The sequence below is a fragment of the Pantoea sp. GD03673 genome, from assembly GCF_029844725.1.
Lineage (GTDB): Bacteria > Pseudomonadota > Gammaproteobacteria > Enterobacterales > Enterobacteriaceae > Pantoea.
This window is the reverse complement of the sequence record NZ_JAOCKJ010000010.1, coordinates 17,678-30,519: the sequence shown is the minus strand read 5'-3', so window position 1 is coordinate 30,519 and position 12,842 is coordinate 17,678. Positions and strand designations below refer to the sequence as shown.

The window sequence follows — 12,842 nt, the reverse complement described above, 5'->3', positions numbered from 1 at the left end:
ACATCAGAAATCAGCTTTCAGGACCACCCGGTAATTGGCTTTACCGGCGCGGACGTGATCCAGCGCTTTGTTGATGTCTGACATCGGGAAGAACTCAACCTGTGGCGCAATATCGGCGCGAGAAGCGAGGCGCAGCAGCGAACGCAACTGGCCTGGCGAACCGGTTGATGAACCCGTCACCGCCTTGTCACCCAGAATCAGATCAAAAGCACTCACTTCAATTGGCTTCATCAAGGCACCGACGGTGTGGAATTTACCCTGCGGTGCCAGCGCCGCGAAATAAGGTTTCCAGTCCAGGTCGACGGCCACTGTGCTTAGGATCAGGTCAAAACGGCCCGCCTGCTTCTTCAGAGCTTCAGGATCACGGCTGTTAACCACTTCATCAGCACCCATATCCAGAATGGACTGCTTCTTATCCGGCGTTGAGCTGAATGCCACCACTTCAGCACCCATTGCGTGCAGGATTTTGATCGCGATGTGACCCAGACCGCCGATGCCAATCACACCAACCCGGCTGGTCGCCGTAATGTTGCTCATCAGCAGCGGTTTAAATACGGTGATACCGCCGCACAGCAGCGGACCGGCGCTCGCCGCATCCAGTTTTTCCGGCAGCGGGATAACCCATTGCCAGTCAGCGCGCAGCTTCTCGGCAAATCCACCCTTATTCATGATGGTCGGGATGCTGCCCTGCTGACAGTTAACCTGCTCGCCGTTAATACAGGCATCGCAGTGCTGACAGCTTTTGGCTGTCCAGCCGATTCCTACACGCTGGCCGACTGACAGACCTTTGCTTTTAGCCGCTTCACCAAGGGCAGAGACCCGGCCAATCACTTCATGTCCTGCAATCACCGGGAACTGAGAGATGCCCCACTCGTTATCGATCATCGACAGGTCTGAGTGGCAGACGCCACAATATTCAACCTGGACTTCGACTTCTTCGGCTGCCAGCTCGGCGGCATCGTACTCATAGCGTTCAAGGGCCTGGCCAGCCTGCATGGCTGCATAACTTTTGATTTTCATTAGTACCTCTGCGTGGTTAATCACCGACAAGTGTAACAACTGAAAGCCTGCCTTGCCTGGCCGTTACGCTTACACCGCACGTTTTTTGACTTTTATGCTGATAAATCAGCCTTTAACCTGCGCACCGGAAAGCGTTTGTAACACTTTGAGTTGCGCGACCGCTTCCTGCATCGCGTCCATTCCCTGCGTCAGTTCACGCAGGCTGCCAAGATGTTTCGCAATGTCGGCGCGCTCATGTCGGGTCTGCTGATTCATGGCCGCCAGCGTATCGGCCGCGCTGATGCTGCGCTCCGCCATCTCTGCAGCGGTCTGTGCCGAGTCACTGGCCACCAGCCGGATACGTGAAATGGTGGTGACCGCCTCGCCGATATTACTTGCCGTGGCTTCAGCCTGCTCTTTTGATGAGTGCGCCAGACGACGAACTTCACCCGCAACCACGGCAAATCCACGGCCCGCCTCGCCTGCGCGTGCTGCTTCGACTGCGGCATTCAGCGCCAGAATATTGGTCTGGAAAGCAATATTGCTGATGCCATGCGTAATCTCATTGATGCCGTTGGAGATTTTTTCCAGATCGTCCAGCCCTTCATCCAGCCGACCCTGCGCCTGCTGACTTTCAGTGGCGATGTTGCTGATGTTACGGATACTGCTTTCTGCAAGACTCAGCGTTTCGCCCTGGCTCTGCGTCGCCGTTTCGAGTACCGGTAGCGCCTCCATCAGTGGCGTCAGCGCCTGCTGATAGTTGATAACCCGATCCAGCACCCGCGTCTGAATACTGTTCAGCGCTTCCCAGCGGCGCAAGGCCCGCTGCGCGTAGTGTGCCGCATAGCCGGCATACTCCACCGGGAACTGGCTCATCGCTTTGACGTCATGATTAAAGAACACCAGTGCAGAAAGCGTCTGGTTGATAGGCACACCCAGGATTTCACCGAAGCTGGAAAAACCGGCGGCGGCAATCCCTTTAAAGAAGTGGGCATTATGCAGTTTGTCGGCATTACCGACCCGACGCAGGATACAGTCGTTCATCAGAATCGCCGCCGGTTTACCATGCCGGGCGGTAAAAGCCTGCCATTCCTGCTGTGTCGTCTGTCTGAACTCTTTTTCCTCCATCAGGAAGAGCCGATCGCCAAATTCAAGATCGCAGAAAAACTGCACGCCGCCCGATTCAATTTTGGCGATAGAGCGAATAAAGAACTCCCCGCCGACTTTGACACCAAAGGTCAGCCCTTTCAGACGTTCGCTCAGCTGCGCTTCGGTGCAGTTAAGATGCTCACACAACGACGTGACAAACGGCTGCTGCTGCCCCTGACGGTTAAACACGGATGTCACAGTGCGCGCAATCGGATCGGCTTCGGCAATCAGCCAGCTCTGCTCGCGGGGTGTGAAGTTCTGGCTTTTAAAGGGCGCAAATGATTTTCCCGGAGCCATCTGACAGAACACAATGACCGCTTTGCCCTGCAGCACCCTGCCACCCGCGCCAATCCAGGTGCCATCAAAGGTAATTTTGCCCCCGGCTGAACCGCCAATCGCCAGGCAGGGAAAGCGTCCGCTGTTGTACCAGGCCTGCATCAGGAAACCTTCTGACGCCGATAAGCCGTCGCAGTAAATCATTGCGAACGTACGTTCGGCCGAGAGAGGCATCCGCACCTGCAACCGCATCAGCTCCTGCTGGATGGCGGTGATACGCTGGCTGGCGGTCTGCGTGTCGGCAACATGAAGATCGATAATGTGCGTCTCATGGCGGGCAATCAGCGTGTCAGGCAGCCAGAGGTAGCTTCCCTCAGGTCCATTGCCTTCACAGTAGGTGCTTTGCGATCGGCTGCTGCTCAGTGCGCCATTGGACGAGAGCGTCAGCACCGTCAGATCGCTGGAGTTAAAGCGCTGCCACGCCTGGCTGGCCCGCTGAAAATCCGCCTCCGGCGGAACAAAGGTCATCAGAATCCCGCCCGCACGTGCGCTCAAACCGATGGCGGAAAGTGAATCGGGCAGCGCACGACAGTCCCAGGTGCCATTCGCTGGCTGACTGCTCCGCCCGAAACGGGTGACAGGCAGGCGTCTTTTGATCGTCTGAATGATCGACATATTATTATTTTCGCTTTTATTTGAGTAATTTGCGCTTAAATCGCGTTTTCTGGTGTGTGTAAAAAGGAGGGCTAAATGCAGGTCCGTTCGCGTTCAGAACTCGTCGCTGAGTGCCGGGTTCATCATTGATCGGCGCGCTCAGCGCCAAGGGGTTATCGCCAGCAGCGGGAAAACCTTTAGCGATTGCTGCAGTTGGTTTAATGAATGAATTTGTTACATTTTATTAGCATAAAATAACCCAGGACGGCGCTATGCCGGGCAGATATAAAGCTATGCCGGTAACGATGTAAACCGGATAGCTTCACCGTTTTGACACCAGGCGTGTCCTTGCTTACCTGTCACTCTGCTGGTGCCAGTGCTGTTCGCAGCGCTCCCGCGCTTCTGCTGGCAAATCACGTAAATCGGGCAGCGTGTCGCCGGAACCGTAGCCCAGTGATCCCGTCGCTTCGTCCTGCTCATCCTGCGCGGCGAAGGTGATTTTCTCCTCCAGGGGCTGCCAGCTATCGCCCTGCTGTCGATAAATCACAGCATAAGTGGGCGTCTGCGCATCATCGCCGTAGATTTCATATTTCTGCTTCTGCTCATCAGAACCAAACTCAAGCGTGTCGATTAACGTCGCGTTGCTCATAGCATTCTCCGTTTTCGTCAGGCCTTTAAGCGTAGTTCATCGAGCGCTGCCCTGCTGCGGCGAACAGGCCTTCGACGATTACGCGCTGCCTTATCAAGGCTTTTACACAGTGCATTTGCATAAACGAAGCGGGCGACTAAGCTTCCAGATGTGACTAGCTAGTCCTTTTTATCTTATGGAACATTGATATGAGGTCTTTCTATGACACAACAGAAATACAGAGGTGGCGCCGGTAATTTTGCCAACGATCCAGAACGTGCGAGTGAAGCTGGCAGTGCAGGAGGCAAGGTCAGTGGGGGCAATTTCAGGAACGATCATGAAAAAGCCAGGGAAGCCGGTCGGAAAGGAGGCAAGATCAGTCGCCGTCCTTCTAAGTAATTCTGATTAAAGCGCTTTAGGACGTTTTACGCCAGGGACTGGCATCTCTTCGATCAGTGCGTTCACAACACCGCCCGAAACTGCATCTCATCTGTCTCTGCCCTGCGTTGCTTTTAATAACCGCTCGCGGAAGCGATTGCTGTTACCCGAACCTGACGCCGCGATGTCATCATGCCCGGTAAGTGCAGCCCGCATGCCTTAACAGACAGACGGGCTGACCGCGTTATTTTGCGTTCCGATGCCGGGTCAGGTAGTGCTTCACCAGCACAAAGAACACAGGAACGAAGAACAGTGCCAGCACGGTGCCCGCCAGCGTGCCGCCAATAATACCGGTACCGATGGCGATACGGCTGTTTGCACCGGCACCGGTCGCCACCGCCAGCGGGATCACCCCGGTGATAAAGGCCAGTGACGTCATCATGATGGGTCGCAGACGGGTGCGTGACGCCTGCAATGCCGCAGCACTCAGCGACTGTCCGCGACGCACCGCGTCCTCAGCAAATTCAATGATCAGTATCGCGTTTTTAGAGGTCAGCCCGACCGTGGTCAGTAGCGCCACCTGGAAGTAGATATCGTTGCTTAATCCGCGCAGCGCCACGGCCAGCACCGTGCCCAGCACACCGAGCGGCACCGCTAACAGCACCGAGAACGGCACCGACCAGCTCTCATACAGCGCGGCCAGACAGAGGAAAACCACCAGAATCGAGATCGCATAGAGCGTAGCTGACTGCCCACCCGCCTGCTTCTCCTGCAGTGAAAGTCCGCTCCACGCGCCGGTCGTCCCGGCCGGTAATTCATTGGCCAGCCGCTCAATGGTGTTCATGGCGTCACCGGAGCTGAAGCCTTCCGCGTTCTGACCCTGAATTTCATAGGAGGCGGAACCGTTATAGCGGTTAAGGCTTTCCGGTCCCATGGTCCAGCGGGTCGAGGCAAACGCTGAGAACGGCGTCATGGTGCCGTCACTGTTACGGATGTACCACTTATCCAGGTCCGACGGCGCAGAACGATACTGACCATCGCCCTGCAGGTAGACCCGCTTCACCCGGCCCCGATCAATAAAGTCATTGATGTAGGCTCCGCCCCAGGCGCTGGTAAGCGTGTCGGTGACATCGTCCAGTTGCAGTCCCAGCGCCACCGCTTTGCTGGTATCAATATCAATCTGCAACTGCGGTGTCTGCGGCAGGATATTCGCCCGCACGCCGATCAGCGCCGGGTTTTGCGCTGCGCTTTGTAAGAGCTTATCGCGCAACGTCCCTAACTGCTCACGCGTGGTGCCACCGCTGGCCAGCAGCTCATAGGTAAAGCCGTTGTTCTGCCCCAGCCCCGGCACTGATGGCGGCGTCAGCGCAAAGATCTGCGCATCCTGAATTGACGCAAGCGCATAAGTGGCCCGCCCGGCAATCGCTTCAGCAGAGTTCTCACTACCCGGTCGCTGATCCCAGTTTTTAAGCTTGATAAATGCCATACCGGCATTCTGCGCCGCACCGCTGAAGTTAAAGCCGTTGATGGTGAAGACCACATCAATATTCTGTTTCTCCTGCGTCAGAAACCAGTCAACGATCTGCTGATTAACGGCCTCAGTGCGGCTGGCCGTGGCACCAGCAGGCAGCGTCGCCTGGAGCATAATGCTGCCCTGGTCTTCGGTCGGCAGGAAACTGCCGGGCAGTCGGGTGAACATCACAAACAGCACCGCGCCCATTACCGCGTAGAGCGACACCATGATGAGCGGACGACGTAACGTGCTCACCACTTTGTGACGATACTGACGCTCGGTGGCAGCATAAAAGCGGTTAAACCCGCCAAAGAAACCTGTGCGATGAGGTGCTGTCGGGCGCAGCAGCATGCCACACAGCGCAGGCGTCAGCGTCAGCGCCACAACCACAGAGAAGGTCATGGCGGCAATGATCGTAACGGAGAACTGCCGGTAGATTACGCCGGTTGATCCGGCGAAAAAGGCCATCGGCAGAAATACAGCTGAGAGCACCAGCGCGATAGCTACCAGCGCACCCGAGATCTCTTTCATCGACTTTTCCGTGGCCTCACGGGCTGGCAAGCCTTCGTCATGCATGATGCGTTCGACGTTTTCAACCACCACGATCGCATCATCCACCAGCAGTCCGATGGCCAGCACCATTGCAAACAGCGTCAGGGTATTGATGGTGTAGCCGCACAGCGCCAGTACGCCAAAGGTGCCGAGCAGGACCACCGGCACCGCCAGCGCCGGGATCAGCGTAGCGCGAAGGTTTTGCAGGAACAGGTACATCACCACCACCACCAGCGCAATCGCTTCAATCAGGGTGATCACGACATCCTCAACCGAGATTTTGATGAAGTCGGTGCTGTCGAGCGCATAGGCCACTTCGTAACCTTCCGGCATGGAATGGCGATATTCTTCCACTTTGTTTTTCACCAGCGTTGCCGTGGCCAGCGCATTCGCACCCGGAGCCAGCATCACCCCGACACCTGCCGCAGGGTGCCCGTTAAGCCGTGTGGTCATGTCATAGGATTCGCCGCCCAGCTCCACCCGCGCCACATCCCCGACGCGCACAATGGCTCCGCTTTTATCACTTTTCACGATGATGTTGCGAAACTGCTCTGGCGTCTGCAGCCGCGACTGTGCTCTGACCGTAGCGGTAAGTTGCTGATTAGCGGGCGAGGGCAGGCCGCCGATTTTACCGGCTGAAACCTGAATGTTCTGCGAGCGTATCGCCGCTGATACATCTGAAGGCTGCAACGCAAAGGCGTTCAGTTTAAAGGGATCGAGCCAGATGCGCATCGCGTACTGACCGCCGAAAACCTGGATGTCCCCGACCCCTTCCGTCCTGGCCAGCGGCTCCTGCATATTGCTGACCAGCCAGTCACCGATATCCGTGCTGTTACTTTTTCCGGTGGTGTCATACAGCCCCATCACCAGCAGGAAGTTTGACTGTGACTTAGTCACGGTCACGCCAAGCTGCTGCACTTCGCTGGGCAGACGGGAGAGCGCCTGCTGCACCTTGTTCTGAACCTGCACCTGAGCGGTGTCCGGATCGGTGCCCTGACTGAAGGTGACGGTGACCGATACATTCCCCTGCGAGCTGCTGCTGGAGGTAAAATAGAGCAGATTATCCAGCCCGGTCAGCTGCTGCTCAATCACCTGGGTGACACTGTTCTCCAGCGTCTCCGCTGAAGCCCCGGTGTAAGTTGCACTGATATTCACCGAGGGCGGGGCGACATCAGGATATTGTTCAACCGGCAGCTGGGTGATAGAGAGCGCGCCAAGCAGCATAATTAAAATGGCAACAACCCATGCGAAGACGGGGCGATAAATAAAAAAGCGAGAAAACATCAGCGGATCTCTTCCATTGGGGCGGGAGCAAAGCCTGCATTCCTGCAGGCCAACAAACTGCGTTGATTATAGGGTGTAACATCCGCTTAAACATCCCGGCGTTATCTTTTCTTAACCGGCCTGAGCGCGTCGCCCTGCTGCCTTTTCGATGGTGAGCGAGCGGGACATCTGCGGCGTGCGCATCAAAAAGATCGGTACGGCATGAATCTGACGATGCACTGAGCAAAATGGTTATCCCTGACTATTCTGAAATAAAGGATATTCATCAGGAGACAACTATGAAATTTTTCTACTTCGTTTCGCTTATCGCCTCTGCGCTCTATTTACTGGTGTTTCTGCCCAAACTCCGCACCCGCCGTGAGCCTGTAGCCTACTGGGGATGCTGGATTTATCTGGGAGCTAATGCGATTTTCTGGGCTGTTTATGGTGTACGGCACTACCTTTAGCGCGGCGTTTTAAGCAAAGCGCTAAATTGTCACGTTTCCGGCGCTACCCTGCTGATTAGCAGGCTTAGCGCGGGTGTAAAGCTGAAGATGTCAAGGTTCACAGATTTGCCGGTTCCGGCAGGGCGCGTCTTCGCCCTGCTTGCCGCGGGATTTCTCCTTCGGTTCCGTTGTGGGATATAGTGGCGGCATTCTCGTGAACACCTTTTACAGGTAATATCTGCAATGGCTCTGATCCCCAAAAATTATTCGCGGCTGGAAAGCGGCTACCGTGAGAAAGCGTTAAAAATTTATCCGTGGGTGTGTGGGCGCTGCTCACGTGAATTTGTGTATTCAAATCTGCGCGAGCTGACCGTGCATCATATCGATCATGACCATACCAATAATCCGGAGGATGGCAGTAACTGGGAGCTGCTGTGTCTCTATTGTCATGACCACGAGCACTCAAAGTATACCGAGGCTGACCAGTATGGTACCCGCGTGGTGGCAGGCGAGGATGCCCAGAAAGATGTGGGTGAGGCGACCTACAATCCGTTTGCCGATCTGAAGTCGATGCTGAATAAGAAGAAGTAACCCTGACGTACGGCCTGTCAGAACAACAAAGCGCTGACAGGCTCAGCCCCTGACGCACAGAAAGCGCCCTGTAACTGGCAGGCTGGCTTCATGCTATCCGGTTCCAGCCAGGGATCGCCCTCTCTTAACCAGAAAGCAGCACCGGGCAGCGCTACTGATAAGGCTTTGCCTCATAATTCAGGCTGATGTCCGCTGAACGATATTTAAGGCCAGTTCGGGTAATTAATGTGGACGGTAATAACGACCCGTTATATTTCCCCTGCACGCAATTCCCGTTACGCTAACCATGCCGTTGTGAATATTTTTACTGCTGAAGCGCACAGGCGTAAATATTAACCGGAATGACTTTATCAGCCAGCAATCATATGCCATAACCCCTTCAGACCCGCATCAATAACTATCCTTTTAAAAACAGACAATTAAAAGAGCCAGCTTAATTATCCGTCATCACTGACATCGGTTCCTGATAAATTTTCCAGGTCATTACGCAGGGCCGTCTCGTTTATTATTGCGTTACCCTTACGCTTATTTCAGCCCGGCCATTCACAACACCTGCCCCTTCGAAACATTTTGAGAAAAAATTTCGCTGAATAATAGCCAGAATCCACGTTGCTGTTCCCTTTTATGTACCAGGCTTAGCCAATAACAATAGAAACAATGTGGAGCATTATGAAAGAGCAAAATCGCACAAATGGCATCGCGCCTTATGGCGGCGCTGCCGGTGGCTGGGGCGCACTGAAGGCGGTTGCCGATGCTATCCGTGGCCAGATGTCAGTGAAGCAGGATGTGATTGCCCTGTTCAAAGTCAACCAGCCACAGGGCTTTGACTGTCCGGGCTGTGCCTGGCCCGACCCGCAGCACGCTTCATCCTTTGAATTCTGCGAAAACGGTGCCAAGGCGGTGTCGTGGGAAGCCACCAGCAAACGCACCACGCCGGAATTTTTTGCTGCCCATACCGTGACGGAATTGTGGGAGCGCAGCGCACTCCATCTTGAGGGCGAAGGCCGCCTGACCCATCCGATGAAGTACGATGCCGCTACCGATACCTATCAGCCTGTCGCGTGGGAGACGGCGTTGCAGGAGATCGGTGAACATCTGCGCAGCTACGACGACCCGGATAGCGTGGAGTTTTATACCTCGGGCCGCGCCTCCAATGAAGCCGCGTTCCTGTGGCAGCTCTTCGCCCGCGAATATGGCACCAATAACTTTCCCGACTGCTCAAATATGTGTCATGAACCCACCAGCGTTGGGCTGCCGGAGTCGATTGGCGTCGGCAAAGGCACGGTAGAGCTGGAGGATTTTGACCACTGCGATCTGGTGCTCTGCATCGGTCATAACCCTGGCACCAACCATCCACGGATGCTCGGCACGCTGCGGGAGGTCTCTAAACGCGGTGCCACCATCGTGGCGATCAACCCGTTACGTGAACGCGGGCTGGAACGCTTTACCTCGCCGCAAAGTCCCATTGAGATGCTGTCGCTTAGCTCTACTGAACTGGCTTCAACCTATTACAAAGTGCGGGTGGGCGGTGATGCGGCGATGCTCAAAGGGGTGATGAAAATCCTGCTAATCATGCACGAGGAGGCGCTGAGCAAAGGCGAGCCTGGCGTGATTGATGAGGCGTTTATCAGCCAGCACACTGAAGGCTTTGACGCCCTGAAAGCTGACCTGGAGAGCACCGACTGGGACCATATCCTGAAAGTGTCAGGCATGGCGCGGGAGGAGATTCAGCACATTGCCCGACTCTATGCCAGCGCGGAACGGACCATTATCTGTTATGGCATGGGGATCACCCAGCATCAGTACGGCACGCAGAACGTGCAGCAGATTGCTAATCTGCTGCTGATGCGCGGCAACTTCGGAAAGCCGGGCGCGGGCATCTGTCCGTTACGCGGTCACTCCAACGTTCAGGGCGACCGCACCGTGGGCATCACCGAGATCCCGCCGCAGTCGCTGCTGGACAGTATTGAGAAGGTGTTTGGTTTCCGCCCGCCACAGAAACACGGGCACGGTGCCGTTGAGGCGATTAAGGCGATGCGCGACGGCAAAGCCAAAGCGCTGCTCTGTCTGGGTGGCAACCTGGCAGAAGCGATTTCGGACCCGCAGGTGACCTTCCCGGCAATGCGTAATCTGGATCTGGTCGTGCATATGGCGACCAAACTCAATCGCTCACACCTGTTACTCGGCAGGCACAACTACTTGCTGCCGGTGCTGGGCCGGACTGAGACCGATGTGCAGGCGACCGGCGCACAGAGCGTGACCGTTGAAGATTCAATGTCGATGGTGCATGCCTCGCGCGGTTCGCTGGACCCGGCTTCGCCTCATCTCAAATCTGAACCGGCGCTGGTGGCCGCACTGGCAAAGGCAACCCTGCCAGACAGCGTGGTGGACTGGTCCGCGATGGCCGCCGATTACAGCCGCATCCGTGATGCCATTGAAGCGGTCTTCCCGGCGTTCGACAACTTCAACGAGCGGATTAAGCAGCCGGGGGGCTTCCGGCTCTATAACGCGGCGTCAGAACGCGTCTGGCACACGCCTTCAGGCAAGGCGCAGTTCAAAGTGATGCAGGGCATCAACGAAGATCCCCGCTCGCTGAAGTGCCATGATCTGGTGCTCACCACCCTGCGCAGTCATGACCAGTACAACACCACGCTTTACGGGCTGAACGACCGTTACCGCGGTGTGACCGGTCGCCGCGATGTGCTGTTTATCAATGCCGAAGAGGCGGAGAAACGCCAGCTGCGCGTTGGCGACCGTGTCGATCTGATGGCGCTGGACCCGGAGGGCAATCCCACTTCGCGCCAGATGAAAAATCTGACCATCGTGATTATTGATATGGCACCGGGTTCAGTCGGCGCTTACTATCCCGAGGCAAACGTGATGGTGCCGCTCGACAGCCACGATACCAAAAGCGGCATCCCCGCCTATAAAAGTATTCCGATCTCGATGACGCGCGTTACCGACGAAACTCAGACCACCTCAGGCGTTTTACGCTAGTCTGACGCGTCAGGTCGTTAACCTTACCTGCGTGGCCGGTGCGCCGGTCACGCTGTTTTGCTTTTATCCCCGCCCCCTCCTGATTAATGGCCTGCATAGCACCCGGGGTAAAGTAACCCGAACGGTAGCATCGTATACACTTCAATGCGGAAAACAGCATCACAGACGATCGTCTCTTATTTGCCTGCGCTGACATTCAGCGCCCTACCGGAAGACTGCCATGTTTCACCTGATTTTCAGCTTGCCGAGCTGGTATGTTATTGCGCGCGTCATCATTCCCCTGTCACTGCCTCTGGCCTTAAAAATCCTGCTTTCAGCACTGGTGCTGCTGGCTTCACAATATCTGCTGGTAAGCCGTTTTACGTCGGGGGGGATTTTCTCCGCCGAAATGCCCCGCATTATCATCATTCTGTTTAACTGGGCGTACAGCACCGTGCTGCTGCTGGCGCTGCTTCAGATGGTGATGGATGCCGTCATGCTGCTCGCCCTCCTGTTGCGTCATCCGCTGGCGCTGGCTCCGGCGGTTCGCTATCTGGCCGTCGTCATCGCGATGGCGCTCGCTGCCGCTGGCGTCCAGCAGGCGATACGGGTACCGCCGGTCAAAGAGGTGACGCTGGTTCTGCCCAACCTGCCCCCCGAGTTTGAGGGGTATCAGCTGCTGCAGCTCACAGACCTGCATATCACCCGGTTATTTAATGCGGCCTGGACCGCCGCCGTGGTTGAACGGGCGATGACGCTTAACGCCGATCTGATTGTGGTCACGGGCGACGTGATCGACGGCAGCCTGGCGCACCGGCGGCATGATGTCGCGCCGCTGCGCGTGCTGGCAGCGCCTGACGGCGTGTGGGCCATCACCGGCAACCACGAATATTTCTTTCACCAGGCAGTCTGGACGGCGCATCTGGCCTCACTCGGGTTGCAGCCTCTGCTCAACAGCCACACCGTTATCCGGCGCGGCGCGGCAAAGCTGGTGATTGCAGGTTTGCCGGATATCTCCGCATCAGGCAGACAGGCCACCGGCCCGGATCTGGCCCGTGCGCTGGCGCAGGCACCTGAAAATGCACCGGTGATCCTGCTGGATCATCAGCCACGTAATGCCCGCCAGAATGCGGCACAGGGCGTGGATGTGCAACTCTCAGGGCATACGCATGGCGGCCTGATCATCGGGCTGGATCGGCTGTTTGCTAAACCCAACGGCGGATTTGTGTCCGGGCTGTATCAGGTGGGCGGAATGCAGCTCTATGTGAATAACGGCACGGCGCTCTGGCCAGGCATGGCGGTCAGGCTGGGCCGTCCCTCGGAACTGACGCGAATTACCCTGCGCCGCCAGCCGTAATCGAATAGCGACAGTGCGTCGCGAACGTGCAGTTTTCACCGGTACGCATAAGCTTGAGGG

The 12,842-nt window shown here is 56.4% G+C and carries 9 protein-coding genes; 5 read left to right on the top strand and 4 right to left on the bottom strand.

Annotated features, from left to right (window positions below):
* Positions 1-3 precede the first annotated feature (3 nt).
* From N5J69_RS18520 to N5J69_RS18510, 3 genes are all read right to left on the bottom strand, one after another.
* The gene (locus N5J69_RS18520; RefSeq protein ID WP_279772098.1) at positions 4-1,020 is read right to left on the bottom strand and encodes an NAD(P)-dependent alcohol dehydrogenase; all 1,017 of its coding nucleotides are present in this window, start codon (positions 1,018-1,020) and stop codon (positions 4-6) included.
* 105 nt (positions 1,021-1,125) lie between these two features.
* The gene (locus N5J69_RS18515; protein WP_279772097.1) at positions 1,126-3,099 is read right to left on the bottom strand and encodes a methyl-accepting chemotaxis protein; all 1,974 of its coding nucleotides are present in this window, start codon (positions 3,097-3,099) and stop codon (positions 1,126-1,128) included.
* 331 nt (positions 3,100-3,430) lie between these two features.
* Entirely contained in the window at positions 3,431-3,727 is a 297-nt protein-coding gene (locus N5J69_RS18510; protein WP_279772096.1) for a hypothetical protein, read from the bottom strand.
* 201 nt (positions 3,728-3,928) lie between these two features.
* On the opposite strand from N5J69_RS18510, the gene N5J69_RS18505 reads away from it, so the two are divergent.
* Entirely contained in the window at positions 3,929-4,105 is a 177-nt protein-coding gene (locus N5J69_RS18505; protein ID WP_279772095.1) for a general stress protein, read from the top strand.
* Between the two features lie 223 nt (positions 4,106-4,328).
* On the opposite strand, the gene N5J69_RS18500 is transcribed toward N5J69_RS18505, so the two are convergent.
* On the bottom strand, positions 4,329-7,433 hold the full coding sequence (locus N5J69_RS18500) for an efflux RND transporter permease subunit (RefSeq protein ID WP_279772094.1): 3,105 nt from the start codon (positions 7,431-7,433) through the stop codon (positions 4,329-4,331).
* A 278-nt stretch (positions 7,434-7,711) separates the two neighbouring features.
* Here N5J69_RS18500 and N5J69_RS18495 point away from each other — a divergent pair, with 278 nt between their 5' ends.
* From N5J69_RS18495 to N5J69_RS18480, 4 genes are all read left to right on the top strand, one after another.
* Positions 7,712-7,879 (top strand): hypothetical protein, encoded by a 168-nt coding sequence (locus N5J69_RS18495; protein ID WP_279772093.1) that lies wholly within the window; start codon positions 7,712-7,714, stop codon positions 7,877-7,879.
* 222 nt (positions 7,880-8,101) lie between these two features.
* On the top strand, positions 8,102-8,449 hold the full coding sequence (gene yajD / locus N5J69_RS18490; protein ID WP_013356513.1) for an HNH nuclease YajD: 348 nt from the start codon (positions 8,102-8,104) through the stop codon (positions 8,447-8,449).
* Between the two features lie 669 nt (positions 8,450-9,118).
* A complete protein-coding gene (locus tag N5J69_RS18485) occupies positions 9,119-11,446 on the top strand; it encodes an FdhF/YdeP family oxidoreductase (RefSeq protein ID WP_279772092.1) in 2,328 nt (775 codons plus the stop codon).
* 220 nt (positions 11,447-11,666) lie between these two features.
* Entirely contained in the window at positions 11,667-12,782 is a 1,116-nt protein-coding gene (locus tag N5J69_RS18480; RefSeq protein ID WP_279772091.1) for a metallophosphoesterase, read from the top strand.
* Positions 12,783-12,842: the final 60 nt, after the last annotated feature.

Coding starts and splice junctions, on each gene's coding strand:
- N5J69_RS18520 (WP_279772098.1), bottom strand. CDS start 1,020: ATGAAAATCAAAAGTTATGCAGCCATGCAGGCTGGCCAGGCCCTTGAA.
- N5J69_RS18515 (WP_279772097.1), bottom strand. CDS start 3,099: ATGTCGATCATTCAGACGATCAAAAGACGCCTGCCTGTCACCCGTTTC.
- N5J69_RS18510 (WP_279772096.1), bottom strand. CDS start 3,727: ATGAGCAACGCGACGTTAATCGACACGCTTGAGTTTGGTTCTGATGAG.
- N5J69_RS18505 (WP_279772095.1), top strand. CDS start 3,929: ATGACACAACAGAAATACAGAGGTGGCGCCGGTAATTTTGCCAACGAT.
- N5J69_RS18500 (WP_279772094.1), bottom strand. CDS start 7,433: ATGTTTTCTCGCTTTTTTATTTATCGCCCCGTCTTCGCATGGGTTGTT.
- N5J69_RS18495 (WP_279772093.1), top strand. CDS start 7,712: ATGAAATTTTTCTACTTCGTTTCGCTTATCGCCTCTGCGCTCTATTTA.
- yajD (WP_013356513.1), top strand. CDS start 8,102: ATGGCTCTGATCCCCAAAAATTATTCGCGGCTGGAAAGCGGCTACCGT.
- N5J69_RS18485 (WP_279772092.1), top strand. CDS start 9,119: ATGAAAGAGCAAAATCGCACAAATGGCATCGCGCCTTATGGCGGCGCT.
- N5J69_RS18480 (WP_279772091.1), top strand. CDS start 11,667: ATGTTTCACCTGATTTTCAGCTTGCCGAGCTGGTATGTTATTGCGCGC.